Source organism: Pseudanabaena mucicola FACHB-723, from assembly GCF_014696385.1.
In the GTDB taxonomy this organism is placed as follows: domain Bacteria; phylum Cyanobacteriota; class Cyanobacteriia; order Pseudanabaenales; family Pseudanabaenaceae; genus Pseudanabaena.
Map to the genome: position 1 here is coordinate 30,299 of NZ_JACJQB010000014.1, position 22,421 is coordinate 52,719.

At 44.3% G+C, this 22,421-nt stretch carries 21 protein-coding genes; 13 read left to right on the forward strand and 8 right to left on the reverse strand.

Translation table 11 applies throughout. The features are described from left to right. Positions 1 to 127: 127 nt before the first annotated feature. Positions 128 to 1,222 carry a L,D-transpeptidase gene (locus H6F41_RS18955; protein ID WP_242022986.1) on the forward strand — a complete coding sequence of 365 codons (1,095 nt, stop codon included), beginning with the start codon at positions 128 to 130 and terminating at the stop codon, positions 1,220 to 1,222. A gap of 31 nt (positions 1,223 to 1,253) precedes the next feature. Here the strand turns inward: H6F41_RS18955 and H6F41_RS09100 are convergent, their stop codons facing one another. Both H6F41_RS09100 and H6F41_RS09105 read right to left on the reverse strand, forming a co-directional pair. Next, complete coding sequence (locus H6F41_RS09100) at positions 1,254 to 2,036, reverse strand: MBL fold metallo-hydrolase (RefSeq protein ID WP_190403164.1); 783 nt, start codon at positions 2,034 to 2,036, stop codon at positions 1,254 to 1,256. Positions 2,037 to 2,222: 186 nt separating this feature from the next. Beyond that, positions 2,223 to 2,819, reverse strand: a complete 597-nt coding sequence (locus H6F41_RS09105) for an anthranilate synthase component II (protein WP_190403165.1) — start codon at positions 2,817 to 2,819, stop codon at positions 2,223 to 2,225. 123 nt (positions 2,820 to 2,942) lie between these two features. On the opposite strand from H6F41_RS09105, the gene H6F41_RS09110 reads away from it, so the two are divergent. After that, complete coding sequence (locus tag H6F41_RS09110) at positions 2,943 to 3,860, forward strand: tetratricopeptide repeat protein (protein WP_242022980.1); 918 nt, start codon at positions 2,943 to 2,945, stop codon at positions 3,858 to 3,860. 225 nt (positions 3,861 to 4,085) lie between these two features. Beyond that, the gene (locus H6F41_RS09115; RefSeq protein WP_190403166.1) at positions 4,086 to 5,012 is read left to right on the forward strand and encodes an XDD3 family exosortase-dependent surface protein; all 927 of its coding nucleotides are present in this window, start codon (positions 4,086 to 4,088) and stop codon (positions 5,010 to 5,012) included. 31 nt (positions 5,013 to 5,043) lie between these two features. On the opposite strand, the gene H6F41_RS09120 is transcribed toward H6F41_RS09115, so the two are convergent. Next, entirely contained in the window at positions 5,044 to 6,240 is a 1,197-nt protein-coding gene (locus H6F41_RS09120) for a WD40 repeat domain-containing protein (protein ID WP_190403167.1), read from the reverse strand. Positions 6,241 to 6,428: 188 nt separating this feature from the next. Here H6F41_RS09120 and H6F41_RS09125 point away from each other — a divergent pair, with 188 nt between their 5' ends. The 4 genes from H6F41_RS09125 to H6F41_RS09140 all read left to right on the forward strand — a co-directional run bounded on the left by H6F41_RS09125 (position 6,429) and on the right by H6F41_RS09140 (position 10,939). Then, the gene (locus H6F41_RS09125; protein ID WP_190403168.1) at positions 6,429 to 7,682 is read left to right on the forward strand and encodes an amino acid ABC transporter substrate-binding protein; all 1,254 of its coding nucleotides are present in this window, start codon (positions 6,429 to 6,431) and stop codon (positions 7,680 to 7,682) included. 17 nt (positions 7,683 to 7,699) lie between these two features. Beyond that, positions 7,700 to 8,611, forward strand: coding sequence for a prohibitin family protein (locus H6F41_RS09130; protein ID WP_190403169.1), 912 nt, complete (start codon positions 7,700 to 7,702; stop codon positions 8,609 to 8,611). A gap of 227 nt (positions 8,612 to 8,838) precedes the next feature. Continuing rightward, the gene (plsX, locus tag H6F41_RS09135) at positions 8,839 to 9,885 is read left to right on the forward strand and encodes a phosphate acyltransferase PlsX (RefSeq protein ID WP_190403170.1); all 1,047 of its coding nucleotides are present in this window, start codon (positions 8,839 to 8,841) and stop codon (positions 9,883 to 9,885) included. Positions 9,886 to 9,955: 70 nt separating this feature from the next. Further along, on the forward strand, positions 9,956 to 10,939 hold the full coding sequence (locus H6F41_RS09140) for a beta-ketoacyl-ACP synthase III (protein WP_190403171.1): 984 nt from the start codon (positions 9,956 to 9,958) through the stop codon (positions 10,937 to 10,939). On the opposite strand, the gene H6F41_RS09145 is transcribed toward H6F41_RS09140, so the two are convergent. The 3 genes from H6F41_RS09145 to H6F41_RS09155 all read right to left on the reverse strand — a co-directional run bounded on the left by H6F41_RS09145 (position 10,936) and on the right by H6F41_RS09155 (position 13,780). Continuing rightward, entirely contained in the window at positions 10,936 to 11,949 is a 1,014-nt protein-coding gene (locus H6F41_RS09145; RefSeq protein ID WP_190403172.1) for a phytanoyl-CoA dioxygenase family protein, read from the reverse strand. The genes H6F41_RS09140 and H6F41_RS09145 overlap by 4 nt on opposite strands. A gap of 120 nt (positions 11,950 to 12,069) precedes the next feature. Then, complete coding sequence (locus H6F41_RS09150) at positions 12,070 to 12,951, reverse strand: alpha/beta fold hydrolase (RefSeq protein WP_242022981.1); 882 nt, start codon at positions 12,949 to 12,951, stop codon at positions 12,070 to 12,072. Positions 12,952 to 13,039: 88 nt separating this feature from the next. Continuing rightward, a complete protein-coding gene (locus H6F41_RS09155) occupies positions 13,040 to 13,780 on the reverse strand; it encodes a phosphoadenylyl-sulfate reductase (protein WP_190403173.1) in 741 nt (246 codons plus the stop codon). A gap of 200 nt (positions 13,781 to 13,980) precedes the next feature. On the opposite strand from H6F41_RS09155, the gene H6F41_RS09160 reads away from it, so the two are divergent. Next, a complete protein-coding gene (locus H6F41_RS09160) occupies positions 13,981 to 14,598 on the forward strand; it encodes a DciA family protein (protein WP_190403174.1) in 618 nt (205 codons plus the stop codon). Positions 14,599 to 14,646: 48 nt separating this feature from the next. Continuing rightward, positions 14,647 to 17,022, forward strand: a complete 2,376-nt coding sequence (gene hsdR, locus H6F41_RS09165; protein WP_190403175.1) for an EcoAI/FtnUII family type I restriction enzme subunit R — start codon at positions 14,647 to 14,649, stop codon at positions 17,020 to 17,022. A 44-nt stretch (positions 17,023 to 17,066) separates the two neighbouring features. Here hsdR and H6F41_RS09170 read toward each other — a convergent pair whose 3' ends face one another. Both H6F41_RS09170 and H6F41_RS09175 read right to left on the reverse strand, forming a co-directional pair. Then, positions 17,067 to 17,486, reverse strand: coding sequence for a type II toxin-antitoxin system VapC family toxin (locus H6F41_RS09170; RefSeq protein ID WP_190403176.1), 420 nt, complete (start codon positions 17,484 to 17,486; stop codon positions 17,067 to 17,069). Beyond that, the gene (locus tag H6F41_RS09175) at positions 17,486 to 17,743 is read right to left on the reverse strand and encodes a hypothetical protein (RefSeq protein ID WP_190403177.1); all 258 of its coding nucleotides are present in this window, start codon (positions 17,741 to 17,743) and stop codon (positions 17,486 to 17,488) included. Before H6F41_RS09175 ends, H6F41_RS09170 begins: the two co-directional genes overlap by 1 nt. Positions 17,744 to 17,810: 67 nt before the next feature. Here H6F41_RS09175 and H6F41_RS09180 point away from each other — a divergent pair, with 67 nt between their 5' ends. The 4 genes from H6F41_RS09180 (at position 17,811) to H6F41_RS09195 (ending at position 22,396) form a co-directional block, all read left to right on the forward strand. Next, complete coding sequence (locus H6F41_RS09180) at positions 17,811 to 19,280, forward strand: type I restriction-modification system subunit M (protein WP_190403178.1); 1,470 nt, start codon at positions 17,811 to 17,813, stop codon at positions 19,278 to 19,280. A 61-nt stretch (positions 19,281 to 19,341) separates the two neighbouring features. Beyond that, the gene (locus tag H6F41_RS09185) at positions 19,342 to 19,953 is read left to right on the forward strand and encodes a Uma2 family endonuclease (RefSeq protein ID WP_242022982.1); all 612 of its coding nucleotides are present in this window, start codon (positions 19,342 to 19,344) and stop codon (positions 19,951 to 19,953) included. Positions 19,954 to 20,094: 141 nt separating this feature from the next. Then, complete coding sequence (locus tag H6F41_RS09190) at positions 20,095 to 20,466, forward strand: four helix bundle protein (RefSeq protein ID WP_190403202.1); 372 nt, start codon at positions 20,095 to 20,097, stop codon at positions 20,464 to 20,466. Positions 20,467 to 20,683: 217 nt separating this feature from the next. Continuing rightward, complete coding sequence (locus tag H6F41_RS09195) at positions 20,684 to 22,396, forward strand: restriction endonuclease subunit S (RefSeq protein ID WP_190403179.1); 1,713 nt, start codon at positions 20,684 to 20,686, stop codon at positions 22,394 to 22,396. The last annotated feature ends 25 nt before the right edge of the window (positions 22,397 to 22,421 follow it).

The window sequence follows — 22,421 nt, forward strand, 5'->3', positions numbered from 1 at the left end:
ACGCAAAAATGTCTTGAGGAGATTGTTCTAAAGTAGAGCAATGTATGGTCATTTTAGTGAATATGTTAGACTGCATAACTACTTTAGATCATTCAATCAATATCAAGCGTTATAGCAATTGAAACCTATGAGAATGCGATCGCAACATCTTCTACCGTCTCTTGTGCGTGTTGCCATTGCCACTAACATCATTGCTGTGACTGCATTTTATACGCTTATCCATAGTGATAATTCATGGGCAAGCAATCAAAATGTCCCATTGAGAGCATCCCGAAGCATACCTAAATTTTTATTTATCGATCTCCAAAAACACTGGTCGCGTCAATTTGTTGAAGGATTACTAGCAAATCCAAAGTTGAGTGATGCTTGGGTAAATCCTAATGCAACGGGACAGTTTCAGCCCGATCGCATAGTTACTCGCGCCGAACTGGCAAAGTTATTAGATACCGCTTTTGCGAATAGTAATGTCCCTAAGATTACAACCCGACTAAATGAGCCAGCTACCAAAGCCGAGGCTATGGTGGCGATCTCCCGTGAACTAAATCTCAACATCAAATCTGTCAAAACCCCACAGGCATACCTGTTGTCGATGTATCGCGATGCTAATCAGATCCCTGAATATGCCATGCCTGCGATCGCCACAATTACGCAACAGGGCTTAGCGATTAACTATCCTGATCCTCGTGTTTTGTCACCCACTGCGGCGATCACCAAAAGCGAATTAGCGGTACTGCTATACCAAGCCCTTAGCTCGCAAAACAAAGTCCCAGCATTGCCATCTCCCTATGCTGTCAACCCCAATCGTCAATTGTGGGATCGTGCTGCGATGAAGGTGACTCGACTAGAAGTCAGCATCAGCAAACGTAAAGTGACTGCTTTTCATGGTGAGATCGCCCTCAAAAGCTATCCTGTGGCTGTGGGTAAATCAGGCTGGGGGACACCTGTGGGCAGTCATAAAGTCTTACAAACCATCGAATATCCTGCTTGGGAAAATCCATTTACAGGAGATGTTATTCCTAGCAAAGATCCTGAGAATCCCCTCGGCGATCGCTGGATTGGCTTCTGGACTGACGGCAAAAACTGGTCAGGATTTCACGGTACACCCAATCGAGCTTCGGTCGGTCAAGCAGCTTCCCATGGTTGTATCCGCATGTATAACGAGGATATTCGCGAACTATTTGCCAATGTTTCTGTTGGTGCAGTTGTGAAGGTAATACCTTAGAAAAAAAAGAGTGCAAAGCACTCTTTTTTTTCTAAGACTTTAAGACTCTGACTACTGTAGTTTGTGGCAAATTATTAGCGTTAAGTTCTAAGGTCGATCCGTTGAGCTTGCGGATACTTTCTTCGGGCATGAGCGCGAGAAATTCATCTACAGATGCCAATTGACAAGATTCACTAGACTTATCAGTGCGGTAATAGATGGGAATGACAATACGTGGATTTAACTCTTGGACGATTGCTCTAGCTTCGGCTGGAGAATAGGCTTTTAACTGTAAAGGATCATTACCCTGAGGATTGCCACCGATTGGCACAATTAGTACATCAGGACGACCCATGAGAATACGTTGTGAAGGGGTGATGGGTGCAGCCGCGCCGCCGAGGTGCAATACAAAAATTCCTGACTGTTTCCAGCGCCATGCCACGTTACGCCCAAATCTGCGCCCACCAAGGCGATCATGATCCATGGTGATGCCTTGGAGATTAATCCCCTTGAGGTTATAGGAACCCGGCTCAGACAAAACTCGCGTATTTTTAGGTTGGTCTTCTAAATATCCCTCATCAAATAGACGTGAGCTAATCAAAATATAGTCAGCAGCAGGTCTAGGAATCGGTAACTTAGCAGTGCAGCCCGCAGGACGGAAAGGATGTGTTAAAAAATTTACGCCATCCCCAGAGATTAAAAATGACATATGCCCTAGCCACTGAAGCCTGAGGGTTGAATTGGTTTGGGAATTTGCTGCATCGGCAATAATGCCTGCGGTAAAGGCTGAAATGATTCCACCTTGTGCGAGTCGAAGAATTTGTCTGCGGCGCATGTTGTTTAGTTCGCTGAGTATTTGGGCATGTGAGAATTGCTCACGGCAAGTTGTTATAGCTAAGTAAGAACCCAAAATAGAGTTGTGGCGCGAAGCGCCACAACTCTATTTTGGGTTTTGTTTTGGACTTAACATGACTGGCTGTAGCTATAAATTTGAAGATGTGCTAACAAGAAAAATATCAGACTATGAGACGCTTAATCCCTTGAGGAAGTTTCTCAGGAGATTTTTACCTGCATCGGTCAAAATGCTTTCTGGATGGAACTGCACGCCTTGTACATGGGGATATTGCTTGTGTCTGACTCCCATGATGATGTCATCTTCAGTCCATGCTGTCACCTCAAGGACATCGGGACAATTGTGGCGATCGATGACGAGGCTGTGATAACGAGTTGCGGTAAAGGGATTAGATAAACCCTCTAAAATACCGACTCCTGTATGATAAATTTGTGATGTCTTGCCATGCATTAGGTAAGGCGCAGAGACAACTTTGCCACCATACATTAAGCCCATACTCTGATGTCCGAGACATACACCCAAAATCGGAGTATTGGCATCTAGTTCTCGAATGACATCGAGGGATACACCTGCCTCTTCGGGACGACCAGGCCCTGGTGAAATTACGATGCCTGCGGGGCGAAGCTGTTTGATTTCTTCAATGCTTATTTCGTCGTTCCGCTTAACTAATATTTCACCTAATGCGGGGAATTCGGGTAATAATTCGCCGAGGTACTGTACGAGGTTATAGGTAAAGCTGTCGTAATTATCGATGACGAGAATCATGTTTGCGGGGCTTATGTTTGTGAAGCTTGTTGGTAAAGCTTTGGGCTAAGTCGTGAACGCTAAGTTCTTAGTCAATTTAGCTCTCTCAATTTAACATTTTCTATGAAGAACAGACCAAAAAAGATGATGAAGCCAGTTTTGGGAATTTTTGTGTCGATCTTCGTGGCTAGTGCATGTTCCGCAGGTAATGCGATCGCACAATTGCGACAAAAGCCACCACAAAAAGTTCAGGTGCAGCAACAGATTGTCGTGCCGCCCAATGAGACGGCTGATCAGCTTTTAGAACGTGGTAATGCCTATGTGCGCCTAGAAAATTTAGAAGGTGCGATCGTCATGTTTCGCGCCGCCATTAAGAAAAATCCTGAGCTAACTGCTGCCTATTACAATCTGGGGCTTGCCTATGCACAGGCAAATAACCTTAAAGATGCCATTCATGCTTTTCAGAGAGCATCTCGACTTGATCCTAAATTTGCGATCGCATTTAGCAATTTAGGAGCGGCTCAATTGCAATCTGGTGATCCAACCAAAGCGATTCCCAACTTACAGAGAGCAATTCGTCTTGATCCGAAGCTATCGGTTGCCTATTACAATCTTGGTCTTGCCTATAAAGAGAAAAAAGATGTTAATAATGCGATCGCAAGTCTGACTCAAGCCCTCAAATTAATGCCGCAATCACCAGAGACGATTTATAACTTGGGGCTACTATTTCAAACTCAAGGTGATTTGCCAAAGGCAATGTCTCACTATGCACAGGCTTTGAAGCTAAATCCTCAGTATGCAGAGGCTCATTACAACTTGGGGGCGGCTCTATTAATTCAAGGCAAAACCGAAGATGCGATCACTAGATTGCAGAATGCGTCACAGTTGCGTAAAGACTATGCCGAGGCTTTTTATACCCTTGGGGTGGCGCAAGTAAGGGCAGGCAAAAAGCAAGAGGCAATTCAGTCATTCATTCAGGCGCAGGCTTATTTCAATCAGCAAAAAAATACGCAATGGGCGCAGCAAAGCGATCGTCAAATTCAAAAACTTCGCAATGGATAAGCGTTATAAACCCTAAAAAAACTTGTTTTTTGCCGATTTTCTAGTGATTATAACTATCTTATAACTACATTTAGGCTCGGATAGTAACTTTCTCATAACTTTAACTAGCTGACAAACCGTTCTAAAAACCTGATTATGGATATCAGAAGACTCACTAAATTTAAATGTGAGTAGCAGTTTTAGATTTAGTTTTTAGATAGTGCTAGTTAGGCGAAGGTGGGCGATATGGGTCAGTCAGTTTTTAAAAAGGTAATTTCGGCATCGATTGTTGCTTTGGGTGCGATCGCAGTTAGTCTGCCTGCACAGGCGGGGACATTGATAAATGGTTGGAACTATGCCAATGACGATCAACTCTATGACGGTTCAGGTGGTCTATCGGGAAACGCCAATTTTGGACCCGCTAGCCGCTATGACTTCTACGGGATGGGGTTTAAGCAGGTTGGCAATGAGATTTTTGTAGGTATTAACACTAGTTACAAAGCTGGCACTAATGGGGTTATCAACAATGTTGGCTATGGAGATTTGTTTTTAGACTTTGGCTATGACAGTGGCAGCAATTTCCAATTCCAAAACGCTCAGGGAGCATTACTTGGTATTCGTTTTGCCCCTAATGACATGAATCCTTCAAGTAACCTAAATGGTGTATATACAGGCGTTAAAGGTAAGAGTGTTGCTGGTAGTAACCAAGGCTATACCAATCTGAAGACTTACAACGATAAAGTTAAGGCTGACAACGATAATGGCAACGCCAATTCCCGATTTGGTGATTTGCTCTGGACTGATCCATATTTTGCGGCCTATACCCCCGGATCTACCTCTATTCCCAATGTAATTAATACTGGTACTTTCGCAAACAATAGTGTCCGTAGCCTCACTCCTGCGCAACTAGCTGCTCAACTTTTCCCGACCACTGTGAACTTGGCTAGTAACAACAAGTATGTTTATGGATTTGCTTTTACTTTGCCTGATCAATATCGCGGCATGTCATTCCTTGCCACATTAGGATTTGAGTGCAGCAATGACACAATATCTGCTTATGTACCTCGACCTGTACCTGTGCCTCCTGCGGTTGCAGGAGTTTTGGTAGCTGGTGCTTTAGGTGGCTGGCGTGCAGCTAAGCGCAAGAAAACATTAAATGCTGTTGAAGCTTAGATAAAAAAGGTCGTGCTTTGCACGACCTTTTTTATGGAATACTCCAGATGTGAATGTTGCAGTCTTCGCCACCACTAACTAAAGTCTGTTCATCGTGACTAAGTGCGATCGCATTAATTAAGTTGACATGCCCATTGAGTACCTGAATTGGTGCGCCTGTTTCCAAGTTCCAAACTCGAATTTCTTTATAACTGGCACTGATTAAGGTTTTACCATCACGACTAATGATCAAAGACTTGACCCAGCCCCAATGACCTTCTAGGGTACGAATTGCCTTACCTGTTTGCAAATCCCAAACCTTGATGCGGGTGTCGAGACTGCCACTGACGAGGGTGCGTCCATCGGGACTAATCGCAAAACATAGCACCCTTGCCGAATGTCCGATAAATTCCCAGCGCAATTTCCCAGACATTAAATCCCAGACCCGAATTGTCGTATCCCAACTACAACTTGCGATCGCATTACCATCGGGACTTAGTGCAACGGCATCCACCAAACTCGTATGCCCACGCAAAGTCCGAATCTCTGTACCTGTTTTGAGATCCCATAGTTTAATCGTGGTGTCTTGGCTGCCTGTAATCAAGGTTTTGCCATTGGGGGTAATTGCTACCGAATTGATATAGCCAAGGTGCCCCGTTAATGACAGTAACTCTTTGCCAGATAGAGCATCCCAAATTTTAATCGTTTTGTCGCGACTACCACTGGCTAGTAGGCGACCATTGGTACTGAGGGCAATGGAGGTAACGATGTGGCTGTGACCGCGAATTGTGCCAACCTGCTTATTGTGATTTCTACCTAAGTCCCAAACCTTGATTGTGCCATCAAGACCAGCGCTATATAAAATCCTGCCATTTTTTGACAAAGCTAAAGTTGCGATCGCAGAGCCATGACCTTGCAAAGTATCCACAATATCGAAGAGATGATATTGGCTATAGTCGGCTATGGCTTGGCGGACATGCACTTCTGGTCTACGCCATAGTAAAGACAGGGCAGTACGCTGCACTGGGATTGAGTAATCTTGTAAACCCTGCAAAACTAGATCTAAGCCTGTTTCGCCATAGTTGAGAGCCTCTTTTAAGGCAACAACTCTAACCGCGATCGCAGGACTATGCAATCTTCTTTTTACCCCCTCTATGCCACCTAGTACCAAGCCCCCGATGGGTGGCGGCAACTGACCTCCAAGCACTGCATCCTTGGAAGATGTACATCTGATTGGTGGTCTACCCATACTGTTAATAAGCCCCCCTTGGATTCATGACGGTGATAGTCTGATGTTTGCCAAAAATTTAGAAGGATTACCACCAAGGCGGCAAAGCTGTCCAGAATTATATGCCCAAAACTAAATTTGGTTTTGAGGTAAGCTTGCAACTGGACTATAGATAGATCGAGCTAGACATCAGTAAAACTATGAGCTTAATGCCCAAGCATTTACGTGAACATAATATTTCCCTCAAGAGCCATCCCAAAAACACTGTAAAAAAAATACCTTTCAAGCAATGGTGCGTTTTGGGAAGCTTAGCGATCGCCTTATTGTCAAGCTGCCAACAGCCGCAACCCACCCCATCACCAACTGCAACACCTACGGTGAGCGCCACACCCGCCGCCCAAGAAACTGAAGGTATCTTAGAAAAGGTCAAGGCGCGGGGCAAGCTAATTTGCGGTGTCAATGGCAAGTTACCGGGATTTAGCTATGTAGATGAAAAGGGCGTTTGGAGCGGATTGGATGTTGACTATTGCCGCGCCATTGCCGCCGCTGTTTTGGGAGATGCCAAGGCGGTCGATTACAAACCATTGCTAGCTAAAGATCGCTTCACCGCTATTCAAACAGGTGAAGTCGATATCTTGATGCGAAATACTACCCGTACCCTTAGTCGCGAAATTGCTCCTAACATATCTTTTGCGCCGACCACTTTTTTTGATGGACAGGGGATTATGCTCAGAATTGGCAAAGCGCCAACGAGTAAGTCTACGCCTAGCCCTAGCCCAACAACTTCGCCATCCCCTAGCGCCAATCCCTCCCCCGAAGCCTCTGCGAAATCAGATGAACTGCCAACTATCAATAAAGATGTTGCGCTATCTCTGAAGGATTTAGACAATAAAAAAATCTGTGTCGAAATTGGGGTGAATGCGAACAATCTGGAATCTGTGATCGCAGAAGCTGAACTTAAAGTTGAATCGCTCGTACTACCCGATCTAGATGCCGTTCTCAATGCTTACTCCCAAGGTGATTGCGAAGCCGTCTCGTCAGAAAAGTCACAACTCGCTGCATGGCGCAGCAAATTACCCCGACCTGCTGATCACAAAATTCTCGATCTGAGTTTGTCCAAAGAACCGCTTAGCCCTGCGATTGTTGCCAATGACGATCGTTGGCGTGACGTGGTGACATGGGTAGTTTATGCCACCTTCTATGCTGAAGAATTGGACATCACTATGGAAAACTACACAATTTTTAAAGATACGAAAAACCTCGAAGTAGCTAGGTTTCTCGGTACAACTGACTCCCTTGGTATTGAATTAGGGCTTGCGCCAGACTGGACAACGCAAATCCTCAAACAAGTTGGCAATTATAGTGATATCTATAAACGCAATCTTGCCCCCTTAGATATTCCCCGTGGGTTAAATCGCACTTGGAAGCAGGGTGGTCTGCTCTATTCGATGCCATTTCGCTAAACATTAGGTATACACAAATGTCGTTTATCGTTTCTGCGATCGCTTCACTCGTCTCGATATTGGTATTTTTTAATAACAAACGTCTGGTCGATAACCGCATTGCCCAACTGGTGATACAGGTGATCGCAGGGTTAATCGCTTTAGTCACTACGATTAATGCCTTGAGTCGATTGATTATTGTGATTCCTGCGGGAAATGTTGGCGTGGAAGATTTTCAGGGGAAGGTCAGCGATCGCAGCTTAACCGCAGGGCTGCATGTGATTAATCCCTTCGCAGATGTGGTGCAGTTCTCCGTGCGATTACGTGATCTCAAAGAAGAAATTGGCGCAACTTCTAAGGAAGGCTTGGCTTTAGCGATTGATATCAGCATCCAATATCGGATTGATCCTGCTAAAGCAGCAAGTATTTACCTGAATATCGGCACTGAAGAAAGTGAAATTGTAATTTCACGATTTCGGGCGATTTCGCGAGAAATTATCTCTGGATATTCTGCTGAAGATGTTTATGCTACTAAGCGCGAAGAAATCAGTCTCAAACTTGCCGAAAAATTGCGATCGCAGCTTGCGCCGATTGGTTTTATTGTCGATGAAGCTCTGCTACGAAACGTCAAAGTGCCTGAAACTTTGCAAGCTGCCATTCAGCAACGCCTCAAAGCTGAGCAGGAAAATTTACAAATGAAATTTGTCTTAGAAAAAGAGAAGCAAGAAGCCGATCGCAAACGAATTGAGGCAAGGGGCAGCGCTGATGCTCAAAAAATCTTGGCGGAAGGGCTTACTCCCGCAGTGTTGCAACTAAGGCAAATCGAAGCTACTGAAAAACTAGCGCAATCTCAAAATTCTAAACTAGTAATTCTTGGTAATAGCCAAAACACACCATTAATTTTGCCACTTGATCGTGAAGCTAGTAGAGCCATTGCGCCAACTCCATAATGCTCAAAATCAAAACCGCAAAAATGAGTGACGGTAATTCGCACCGCCACTCATTTTTGCGGTTTTGAGATTTTGCAAAAGTGTTGCTTCGTAACACTTTTGCAAAATCTCTTGCGGCTTGTTTGAGATTGCTGATGGCTGAGGTGACTCGAACTGTTAAAATTTCTGGAAGGTTTAATAAAATTCTTTACAGTTTTAGTCATAAAACGTAGACAGGATCGCCAAACGTGAGAATTGCAGTAGATGCGATGGGTGGGGACTTTGCCCCACGCGAAATAATTGAAGGAGCAATATTAGCTCAAACCCAATTGGGTGTAGATATAGCGCTAGTAGGCGATCGCGACGTTCTTGCTAATTACCTCAAGCAACATAACTATCGCGAAAGTGAGCATTTAGAAATCGTGCCGTCGGAGGGCATCATCGAAATGGATGATGAACCCCTCGAAGGGTTGCGTCGTAAGCCCAACTCCTCGATCGCCGTTGCCATGAATTTAGTCAAACGCAAACAGGCGGATGCCGTAGTTTCGGCTGGACATTCTGGCGCAGCGATGGCAGCAGCTTTATTACGCTTAGGACGCTTGCCAGGGGTTGACCGACCTGCGATTGGGGCATTATTTCCCACACAGGTTGCTCATAAGCCTGTCTTGCTGCTAGATGTGGGTGCAAATGTGGACTGCCGCCCTAAATTTTTAGAACAGTTTGCAATCATGGGGTCGCTCTATAGCCAATATGCGATCGGCATTAAAGAACCAAAAGTGGGTCTGCTTAATATTGGCGAAGAAGAATGTAAGGGTAATGAACTAGCGATTCGAGTTCACCAAGCCCTCCGCGAAAATCCCCAAATCACCTTTGCGGGCAATGCCGAAGGTCGAGATATCCTCAAAGGTCAGTTTGATGTAATTGTCTGTGATGGCTTTGCGGGAAATATTGTACTCAAATTTGCCGAAGGTGTCGGCAATGCAGTCATGCAAATCCTCAAGGAAGAAATTCCCAGAGGATGGCGAGGTAAACTTGGCGCTTTGATCTTGAAACCCAATCTGAAAAAGGTAAAAGAGCGCATTGATGCCGATGAATACGGTGGTGCGTTACTGCTCGGCGTGGCAGGGGTTTGCGTAATTAGTCACGGTAGCTCTAATGCCGTGAGCATTCGCAATGCCATCCGTGTTGCCAAGGATGCCGCCGAAAATGGTGTACTCGACCGCATTCGTGGTCAAATCAAGCCCAAGGTATCTATCCCCGCGATTGATGACACCCCCGACGATCCGCCAACTTAATGCTTCTGGTATTGTCGCGCAACGGCAATACTGGTTTTTTATATGTAGCCATTCAGATCAAATATAGCCAATGTCTAATCCTGAATCTTCTCTTCTTGGAGTACGTTTTATTGGAAGCGGTTCTGCGCTTCCAGATCGCGTATTGACCAATCATGATCTTGCTCAAATGGTCGATACCACCGATGAGTGGATCGCTTCACGCACAGGGATTAAAGAGCGCCATATTGCCGATGGTGAAGAAGATTCAGTGGCGAATTTGGCAGCCAAGGCAGGAGGGCGAGCGATCGCCGCCGCAGGTTTAAATCCTGAAGATATTGACCTCATTATTTTGGCAACCTCCACCAGCGATGATTTGTTTGGCACAGCAGGACGGGTACAAAAAATATTAGGTGCAGAACGAGCCGTTGCCTTTGATATGGTGGCCGCTTGCTCTGGATTTGTCTTTGGCGTAGTCACTGCCTCACAATATATCCGTACAGGCGTTTACAAAAACGTCCTGTTGATTGGTGCTGATGTCCTATCCCGATGGGTGGACTGGCAAGATCGCCGCACCTGCATTTTATTTGGGGATGGAGCTGGCGCTGTGGTTTTACAGGCAAGCAGTGACAACAAATCTGCCAATAATTTGCTCGGTTTCGAGATGCGGAGTGATGGCAAGGGCAATGAATTTTTAAATATCAATTATTCAGGGCGCAGCACCTTTGAGCCAATCAGCATGAATGGTCAAGAGGTTTATCGCTTTGCAGTGCGCCGTGTCCCTGAAGTCATTGAAAAAGCCCTGCACCATGCCAAGTACGAAGTCCATGATCTTGATTGGTTAGTATTGCATCAAGCCAATCAACGCATTATTGATGCGGTGGTCAATCGCTTTGGCATCGATCCTGCAAAAGCGGTCAGTAACATGGGTAAGTATGGCAACACTTCGGCTGCATCAATTCCGATCGCAATTGATGAATGGGTTAGGGCTGGCAAAATTCAAAATGATCATCTAATTGCGATCGCAGGTTTTGGCGCAGGACTAAGCTGGGGTTCAGCAGTATTTCGTTGGGGCTAAACCTTGAGGCGATTTTTGGGAATCCATTTGCCCAAGCCCTTTAAGCGATCGCGCCAAGTCACGCAGTCACGAGTATCTGCTGGCAAAAGACTCGCCATATATTGCAGTTGGCTCGCTAATAGAGGCGATCTGCCACAGAAAAAGGGATGTCGGGGTTTCTGACTGCAATAGCCAAAAAATATCGCTGCGCGTTCAAACTTGCTGGGGGGCTTGCCACGATGGTAATAGCGAGCTGTATCCACAAAAATGACAGTGCCAGCCTTGCCTGTGCAGCTTTTATACCAGTTTTTTTGTAACTCTTCAGGCAACATCGCCTCAATATCTTCATGCAGGGCAGTTTTATAGCGTCGCCAAGATTTAGACAATAATTCCTGACATAAAAAATCATTTACCTCAGGCGTGACACATTCAAAGGGGCCACCGTCATCATTCACGTCATTTATATAAACGCCCACTTTGACAATTTGCCAATCTTCTTTATCCCGATGCCACTTGCGAGGCCCTGCTTGTTTACCATCGGGCAGACTGTAGTAATAGGACAAACCATCATAGGCAACAGGTAACTTGAGATAGTTCTCAATAATCCGTAACAGCTTGATATCTGCACCCCAAATAAATAGTTCAGGGTAACGCATAACTTGCTCGGCACTGATATTGAGGGTATGTTTGCCCAAGTTTACAGGTAGCTTTGTCGCTGATTGGAGTTCCTTGGCAACGCTCTGCGCCGATTGCAAAAAGCGATCGCTATGGGGAATTGCTAAATCATCCAAATGAGTAATCGCAACACCATATGCTTTCAATTCTTTAACAATTTTCCATTCGTTATCCAGTGGGCTATTGATGAGGGGTTGATATTCTTGGAGAAATTTTTGATAGCGCGGATACAGAATCCTTCGCTCGACCATATCAAGATTACTAATAAACAAAGCAATATCTGACGGGATACTGATTATTCTTTGCCATAGCTTCTCAATCGCTTGGTAGGTCTGAGATATTATGTTTGGATTCATCCACATAAACCTTTTTGATCGTTATTTAGTCATGTCTCGGAATTTAGCCATGCCTAACAGCGCAGATATAAGACGACAAAAGTTAGTTAATGTTCTCGATATTATAACTTTTTGATGAAATCATGAGGTTAGCCAGCCTACAATCTCATGATTGACCCTTTGAGGATTGTCATCATGGGCGCAGTGACCAAGATTCTCGAGATAGATTAGCGTCGCGTTAGGAGCATGTTTTACCAACCGCTTACCCTCTGCTGGGGGAATCAGCCGATCGTTGCTGCCCCACAAAATTAATAGTGGAGCCTGTAACTTCTCAAGGGCTTGGGGCAAGTTGGGGGAATAATTTGGTTGATTAATACTGCGATTGAGTCGTAAAAATGCTTCGGCAGCTTGGCGATCGCGGGCAGGGGCGGCAATAATTTCTACCAACTGATCATCGACACGACTGCGATCGCAATAGACGATTCTGTTTAGCACTAGTCGAATTGTGAAAGGTTGGCGCACTAAATGAAATAGGGGCTTGACGAGTAAACCTGACACAATTGCTTTGACCGTGCGTTCGATTGGTTGCAGTGCCTTGGGAACCATATCGTTAAAAGCAGCAATGTCTGGCAAACTGATCACGACTACGCCTGATGCAATCTGTGGATGCTGACTGGCGGCAATTACCGATACGAGTGCGCCGATGGAGTTGCCAATGATGACCATCGGCACATTAATAAATTTGTGCCAAAATTGCCAAACCTGTTCTACCCATAAATGGATGGAATATTTGGTGGGTGGCTTTTCAGAATTACCAAAACCGATTAGATCGATTGCATAAACCGTATGATTTTCGGCTAAAGCGGGGATATTGTCGCGCCAGTGATCGATTGCTGCGCCAAATCCATGGATGAGCAGGATCGGCGGCTTCTGACTATGGACATTTTGCGATCGCAGAAAGCCATATCGCGATCGCCATCCTCGAAAGTACCAATCACGATATTGCATAGTAGTTTTACGCATAGGTTGTCTCTGTCTGCCCAAATCTTATCACCTATCAAAAAGCCGATTGGCGGCGCTTTGTACCACCAATCGGCTGATCAACAAAAGTCTAGGCTTGTCCCTTAGCGCGGACTAAAGTGCCATCGCTACTGACATGTAATCCACATTCCTGATTACTCATCTCCCACCACCAGCGACCAGCACGCAGATCTTCACCTGCTTCTACGGCTCTGGTACAAGGCGCACAACCGATGCTAGGGAAGTTTTGGTCGTGGAGGGCATTGTAGGGGACATCATTGGCGCGGATATAGTCCCAAACCTGATCAAAAGACCAGTCGATTAGGGGGTTAATTTTGGCAATATTGCGATCGGCATCTAGCTCAACGGTTTCCATACTCGAACGGTTAGCGGTTTGATCACGACGTAAGCCTGTGATCCAAGCATCTAATTCCTGAGTGGCTCGACCCAGTGGTTCAACCTTGCGGATATAACAGCATTGCTTGCGATTTTCCACACTGTCATAAAAGAGGTTAATACCCTTTTGACTCACCATCTGTTCCACTGCCTCTGCTTGGGGAAACATGATTCGCAAATTGAGTTGCGGATATTTTTGCTGCACCTTGGCGATTACATCATAGGTTTCGCTATTCAAGCGCCCTGTGTCGAGGGTAAATACATGGGCATCGGGCTTGATCTTGGCGAGCATATCGATCAGCACCACATCTTCTGCACCAAAACTTGAGGCGAGGGAAATTTTTTCGTATTTACCAAGCGCCCATGTCAAGACTTCTTGTGGAGTCTTGCCCTTGAGTTGAGCGGCGGCGGTATCGATATCTGTTTGCAGAGTCATTAGCTGTTTAATTAAATCTTGAGAATATTTGCAAATGCGTTGTTAGATCGTAACTGAGTTTGGAGTGGCAAGCAACAGATTGTATAGCTGTTGCCAGTCTGGCAACCAAGAATCGAGAAGTGATGCATTGCGCCACCTCTCGATTCTTGGTTTTAGAAGGGATAATGCTAACCTAGTACCAAACCATAGCAGAGCTATATTTGGCTATCAAAGACATGTCCTTCACAGGATTACCAAATATTTTGCGAAACATCCAATCCCGCACTAGTTGGCAACAGCGGGGGCAATATTTGCTGATTGTGGAACGATGGTCAGAAATTGTGGGGGATTCGGTTGCGAAACAAACTTGCCCGATTGGGGTTTATCAAAAGGCTTTGCAAGTGGCGGTGTCGAACGCTGTATGGTCACAGGCTCTGAGTTTTGAGCGGTTGCGGATTTTGGCAAAGATTAATAGTTTGCTGGGAAATGCGGGGGCGATTGAGGATATTCATTTTTCAACAGCAAAATGGGCGACGCAGCAGCAAACCCTAAAGGAGCGCAAAGTTGTGGCAGAAGATCATCCTAGTTATTTGCCACCTGCGATCGCAATTCAGCCACCAAATAATAAAACTGCGCCATCAGCACCCGCAAAGGTAATCCAAATACCCAAACCACCTGAAACTGCCAGTGAAGCCTTTCAGCGTTGGCAAGAAGTGATGAAACAACGCACGCACCAAATGCCCAAATGTCCTCGCTGTGGTCGTCCTGCCCTAACTGGTGAAATTAACCGTTGGCAGATGTGCCGCGTTTGTGCGATCGAGACTTTGTTCAATGGATAGAGCTCAAGGACTACAGCTATACTTCATACCAAGCCTAAGAATTTAATCATGGATAAAAAGCAATTTTCTGAGCGTGATATTTGTACCAAATACATCACTCCTGCTCTGGAGCGATCGGGATGGGATATTGCTACACAGATCCGCGAAGAATTTCCACTGACTAATGGGCGTGTTTTGGTGCGGGGGAATTTACATACCCGTGCTAAAAACAAGCGTGCTGATTATGTCCTGTTTTACAAACCGAATATCCCGATCGCCATTATTGAAGCCAAGGATAATAACCATGCCATTGGGGATGGAATGCAGCAAGGGCTAGGCTATGGCGAAATGCTGGAAGTTCCTTTTATTTTTAGCTCCAATGGCGATGGCTTTTTATTTCATAACAAAATTGCCCATGATGGAATTATCGAGCGAGAACTAAGCCTTGATGAATTTCCTTCACCCGATCTGCTGTGGCTATGGTGGTCAGCGCATCGAGGTATGACAGAGGCGCAAAATAGTATTATCACGCAGGACTATTACAGCGATGGGTCTAATAAGACTCCGCGTTACTATCAACTATTGGCGATAAACAAAACGATTGAGGCGATCGCTAAGGGACAAAATCGCCTATTACTAGTGATGGCAACGGGGACAGGTAAAACTTTTACCGCTTTTCAGATTATTTGGCGGCTTTGGAAATCGAAGACGAGGAAGCGGATTTTGTTCTTAGCCGATCGCAATATTCTGGTTGACCAAACGATGGTTAATGACTTCAAACCCTTCGGCTCGACAATGACTAAAATCCAGAAGCGACAGGTGGATAAGTCCTATGAGATTTATTTGTCGTTATATCAGGCTGTAACTGGTACTGAGGATATCCAGAATATTTATAAGCAATTTAGTCGTGATTTCTTTGACTTAATTGTGATCGATGAATGTCATCGGGGTAGTGCGGCTGAGGATTCGGCATGGCGACAAATCCTCGAATATTTTTCGTCAGCGACCCAAATCGGACTAACGGCTACGCCCAAGGAAACCAAAGAAGTTTCTAACATTGATTATTTTGGTGAGCCGCTTTATACCTATTCACTACGACAAGGGATTAATGATGGCTTTCTTGCGCCCTATAAGGTAGTGCGGATTGATATTGATAAAGACTTGACAGGCTGGCGACCTGATAAGGGGATGGTCGATAAATATGGCTATGAGATTGAGGATCGGGTTTATAACCAGAAGGACTTTGATAAAAATTTGGTGTTGGAACAGCGCACCAAGTTAGTGGCAAAGAAGGTGAGCGAGTTCCTAAAAGCTACTAATCGCTTTGATAAGACGATTGTGTTTTGTGAAAATATTGACCATGCGGAACGGATGCGTCAAGCGTTAGTTAATGAGAATCCAGATTTGGCAGCAGATTCGCGCTATGTGATGCGAATTACGGGGGATAACGAAGAGGGAAAAAATGAGCTTGAGTACTTTATCTTCCCTGAGTCCAAATATCCTGTGATTGCCACGACTTCAAAACTGATGACGACAGGTATTGATGCTCAGACCTGTAAGTTGATTGTCTTAGATCAAAGGATTCAGTCGATGACCGAGTTTAAGCAAATCATTGGTCGTGGGACGCGGATTAATGAGGACTATGGCAAGTTCTATTTCACGATTATGGATTTTAGAAAAGATACCGAACTATTTGCTGACCCTAATTTTGATGGCGATCCAGTGCAAATTTATGAGCCAAAGGCTGATGAATCACCAGTGCCGCCAGATTTGCCAGAGGATGAAATGAATGTTTATCAAGATGTAATTGAGGAAGGTGAGACAAGATTTCGAGAAGCGGGTAATTCTTCCTATAACTTTACAGAACCGATCGCCGATCCATCGTTTAGGCGCTATGTGGTGGCGAATGTCGAGGTCAAGGTGGCGGCGGAACGGGTGCAGTATTTTGATGCGAAGGGAAAGTTAATTACAGAGTCGCTGAAAGACTATACCCGCAAGGCTATCGCAAAGGATTTTGCATCCCTAGATGACTTTTTGAAATGTTGGAGCAGTGCCGATAAAAAACAGGCGATCGTTGATGAGTTGGCACAGGAAGGTATATTCTTTGAGGCTCTGGCTGATGAAATTGGTCGCGACTGTGATCCTTTTGATTTGCTCTGTCATATTGTTTGGGATATGCCGCCTCTAACCCGCAAGGAGAGGGCAGAACGGGTTAAAAAACGCAACTATTTTACGGAGTATGGCGAGCAAGCTAAGCGGGTGCTAGATGCGCTCTTGGATAAATATGCAGATGAAGGAGTTGCCCAGATCGAGGAGAACCAAGTTTTGACGATCGCCCCTTTTAGCCAAATCGGAACACCGATGGAAATTGTCCGCGCCTTTGGGGGCTTAGATGGTTATCAAAGGGCTGTGCGTGAGTTAAAGCGATCGCTTTATAGTGCTTAGATTGAGCCAATAGCTAGGATAAACGGCGCTTTGCGCCGTTTATCCTAGCTATTGGGAATAATGAGATCGATGATTTCATGGCGATTTTTGCGATAAATTTGAAAATCGCTATCTAGGGTAAATACTGAACTACTGCTTTGCACTTCCGACATTCTCACAAGGCAAGCATCTGCAAGGGATACTGGGACTGATTTATAGCTCGCTAATAATCTTTGGATTTCTATCAACTCGTTTTCCAAATCAAAATCTATAGTGATAACTTCACGCTCAAGCAATTTGAGAATTGTTTCTTGACCGCCGTGAGTATTACGAAGCAGAAAAAAACTCTCTGTAATTACAGCTTCACAAGTCAATAGAGGCGGCTTAATCATCGCCCACTGTTGCTTTGACCATTCATGATAATTATCTCTTTTGTTGATCAGAGCTACTAACGGACTCGTATCCAAAATAACTTTGGTTTTCATTACTCCCCAAAGCCCTGAAAATATTCTTTGTTCGTTGATAGATCTGAAGCGGCTTCTAAACAGCCAACTAAATCCCCTGCTAGTTCTAAGGCACTGAGTTCAGCATCATTCTCAATTTTATCTATCTGATTAGCAGTATTTCTAATGGCTTCTTGTGTGACTAAATAAATAAGAAAATCATTAACAAATTTCAGGCTTTCGGGAGAAAGTGCGTCAATGTATTGTTTGGCTTGATTTCTAATTTGGATACTGTTCATCTTTGTATTCTCCCTTATGCGCTTCTGCATAGCTTTATAATCTCATAGGCATTCTAGTTAGACAATTATGGCGATCGCAACGTTAATCAAGAGTATTCAGGACATCATGCGTAAGGATGTGGGTGTCGATGGTGACGCTCAGCGCATTAGCCAGATTGTGTGGTTGCTGTTTCTGAAGATTTTTGATGATAAGGAACAGGAGTGGGAATTTACAATTTCTGGCTACAAGTCGCCATTGCCTGAGCGGTTGCGGTGGTCTAGCTGGGCAAAGAATCCTGAAGGGATAACGGGGGAAGAGTTACTGGATTTTGTAAACATCCAGCTTTTTCCTGAGTTGAAAAAGCTGGCGACGGCTGCTGGTGTGTCGCCGCACGGCAGGGTTGTGGGCGCGGTGTTTGAGGATGCCTATAACTATATGAAGTCGGGGACTTTGTTGCGACAGGTGATTAACTGCATTCAGAGTGATGTGGACTTTAACTCATCGGGCGATCGCCATCTATTCAATGACATCTACGAAAAGATTTTGGCGGATTTGCAATCGGCGGGAAATGCGGGGGAATATTACACACCTCGCGCCGTTACGCAGTTTATGGTGGATACTCTCGATCCGAAGTTGGGCGAAAAGTTGCTTGACCCTGCCTGTGGTACGGCGGGATTTTTGGTGAATGCGATCGATCATCTCAAGGCGCAGGCAAAGACGGCTGAGGATTTACAAAACTTGCAAAAAAATATCAATGGGGTAGAGAAGAAGCCTTTGCCGCATATGTTGGCGATGACGAATGTGATGTTGCATGGCATTGATGTGCCGACAAATATTCGCCACGACAATACCTTGAAGCGTCCATTACGGGACTACACACCCAAGGATCGGGTAGATATTGTGATTACAAATCCACCGTTTGGAGGCATGGAGGAGGATGGCATTGAGAGCAATTTTCCTAAGAAGTACCAGACTCGCGAGACTGCCGATCTATTCATGGCTCTGATTATGCACTTGCTCAAGCCTGAAACGGGACGGGCTGCGGTAGTTTTGCCTGATGGTTTCTTGTTTGGTGAAGGAACAAAAACTAATCTCAAGCGGGAATTGCTAGAGGAGTTTAATTTGCATACGATTGTGCGCTTACCAAAGGGGGTGTTTAGTCCCTATACGGGCATTAATACGAATATTCTCTTTTTTGAGAAGGGTGACCCGACTAAGGATGTGTGGTTTTTTGAGCATCCCTATCCAGAGGGTTACAAGTCCTATTCACGGTCTAAGCCGCTCACGATCGCGGAGTTCGATCGCGAAAAGATTTGGTGGGGCGGCAAGTCTCGCAAGGGGCGCAAGGTGAATGAGTATGCGTGGAAGGTTTCGGCGGCGGAGATTGCGGCGCGTAACTATAATCTCGATTGCAAAAATCCCCATGAGGTGATGGTTAATCATGGGGAGCCTGATGAGTTGATGGCGGAATATTTAGAAATCGCTAATCAAATGCAGGCGGCGCAGGATGCACTCAAGCGAGAACTGGTAAATGCTTTGCATCGTGGGGGCAGTTAATGGAATCAAATCTAATTATTTCAAGGCATAATCAAGCTATAGCGCATAGGAGATCAAGTTAATGACTATGACGATCGCTGAAGTAAAACCAACATCTCAGTCTACAAATCAAGCACCCGTAAAGAAATTGACCTTTGCGGAGTTTCTTGAGTTCAGTAGTGATACCGAGTTTTTGTATGAATTGGAGAATGGAGAATTAATTGAGATGGCTTCGGAGAGTGAGATCAATCAACGCATTGCCATGTTCTTGGTTGCCTGTTTTTTACAGTTGGGTATTTCCTATGGGCGGTTAAGGATGAAGACGGAAATTGCAGTGCATAGCCGACGGGTGGGGGTGCGTGTGCCTGATTTGGTGATTTTTTCGGAGGAGTTGGAAGCGGCGATGCAAGGGGCAACGCGATCGCTGGTTTTGATGGAGATGCCGCCACCGTTGTTAGTAGTGGAAATTGTTAGCCCCAATCAGGAGAGTCGAGACTATCGCTATAAGCGATCGGAGTATGCGGCGAGGGGAATTATGGAATATTGGATTGTTGACCCGATCGCGCAAAAGTTGACGATTTTGCAATGGGTTGAGGGGTTTTATGATGAGTTGGTATTTACAGGAGAGATGGCGATCGCTTCGCCATTATTGGGAGAACTAGATTTAACTGCGGCTAAACTTTGGCAAAGCTAGAAATGAGTAATGAGTAGGAAGTAATGAGTAATGAGTTTTGAGTAATGATCAATGGTATTAGATAATGTTTATCTACTCCTTAATCATCACTCATCACTTAAAACTCAAAACTCATTACTCAAAACTCATTACTCACCCCCCATGGACTCCCTTAGTATTCAAGAACGCACAGAAAATTTTGCGGTTCGTGTGATTAAGGCTTATTGTGAGCTTAATAAGAGGTCTTTTGATGATGCGGGGAAAGTTTTGTCGAAACAGTTTCTAAGAAGTGGTACTTCGATTGGGGCTAACTGTTCGGAGGCAAAGTATGCACAATCAACCAAGGATTTTATTAACAAATACTCTATTGCCTTGAAGGAGGCTAATGAAACTCTCTACTGGATCACTATTATGATCAAGTCTGATATTGTCTCACCAGCCAAGTTTGTCAGCATGATCGAAGAAAATGAAAGAATCATTAAAATACTGACTACGACTATTAATAGGCTAAAACAGAAAATGAGTAATGAGTAATAAATAGTGAGTAAGGAGTAACGAGTAGTGAGTAATAAATAGTGAGTAAGGAGTAACGAGTAATGAGTAGTGAGTAATTCTTGTCTACTTCTTACTCATTACTCAAAACTCATTACTCAAAAAAACTCTCCCCATTACTCATTACTCAAAACTCATTACTCAAAAAAACTCTCCCCATTACTCATTACTCAAAACTCATTACTCATTACTCAAAAAAATGTCTCTCTCCAATCTCCTAGACCAATACTTCGATGTTGCTTTTGCTGCACCTGATGGAATTAAGAAGCTGCGCGAGTTGATTTTGTCTTTGGCGATGCAGGGGAAGTTAGTGCCACAAGATGAGGCTGATCAGCCTGCGAGTGAGTTGTTAAAGGAGATTGCGGCGGAGAAAAGTCGGTTGGTGAAGGATGGCAAGATTAAGGCTTCTAAGCCTTTGCCTGAGATTAAGCCTGATGAGGTTCTATGCGATTCACCGCATGGTTGGGAATGGGTGAGACTAGGACAGATTACTAATATAGTTCGAGGTGGCTCCCCAAGACCCGCAGGAGATCCAAGATTTTATGATGGTCATATTCCATTTCTAAAAGTTGGTGATTTAACGGCAAAAAATGAAATGTATTTATCCAAGTACACATACTCAATTAAGGAAGCTGGTTTACACAAAACTCGAATGGTTCCGCCAGATACATTAATGTTAACGAATAGTGGTGCTACACTTGGAATCCCTAAAATATGCACTTTTCAAACAACATTTAATGATGGAATTGCAGCATTTATTTTTTTGAATACAGCGTTATACAAGCCTTTTTTCTATTATTTTCTTTCTTCAAAAACGTATTATTTTTTACATGAAGCATCAAGAGGTCAAGGACAGCCAAATCTAAATACAGAAATTATTGGTGAAACTATTATTGGTCTTCCTCCCCTCGCAGAACAACGCCGAATTGTTGCCAAAATTGATGAATTGATGGCGCGATGTGATGAACTGGAAAAGTTAAAAACAGAACGCGATCGCAAAAAAATCACCGTCCATAAAGCTGCCCTAAATCGCTTATTAACTGCCAAAGATCACAGCGATTTCCAAACCTCATGGCATTTCATCACCCAACATTTCGACGAGCTTTATTCGGTCAAAGAAAATGTAGCGGAACTACGGAAAGCTATACTCCAACTTGCTGTGATGGGTAAGCTGGTCCCCCAAGATCCTAGCGATCGCCCTGCTAGTGAGTTGTTAAAGGAAATTGAAAAAGAGAAACAAAAACTAATCAAAGAAGGAAAAATCAAAGCTTCTAAACTTTTGCCAGAAATTAAACCTGATGAGGTTCCCTATGATTTGCCGAATGGTTGGGAATGGGTTAGATTAGACGAAATAGTATCAAAAATAGGATCTGGAAGTACTCCTCGTGGAGGTAAAGAATCTTATTTGACAGAAGGAATTCCCTTTATACGTTCTCAAAATATTTGGAATGATAGAATACAGCTTGATGATGTTGCTTTTATATCAGAAGAAACACACAGTAAAATGTCAGCAACAACTGTAATGTCTATGGACATTCTTCTAAATATTACTGGCGCTTCTATAGGTAGATGTGCAATAGTGCCAGATGATTTTAAAGAAGCAAATGTCAGTCAACACGTTACGATAATTCGTTGTGTTAATCCTGAAATAAGAAAATTTATCCACTGCTTACTGATATCACCTTATGGACAGTCTATGATTTGGTCAAGACAGGTTGGAATGTCCCGTGAAGGATTAAGCAAAAAAGTTTTAGAACAATTTCAAATCTCCCTCCCTCCCCTCGCCGAACAACATCGCATTGTTGCCAAAATCGATCAGCTCATGACCCTTTGCGACGAGCTAGAAAAACAAATTGACGCAGCAGAAAGCAAACAGACCAACCTGCTTAACTCCCTCATGGTAAAGGTTTAACGCTATCACCTCTCTAGTTTTATGA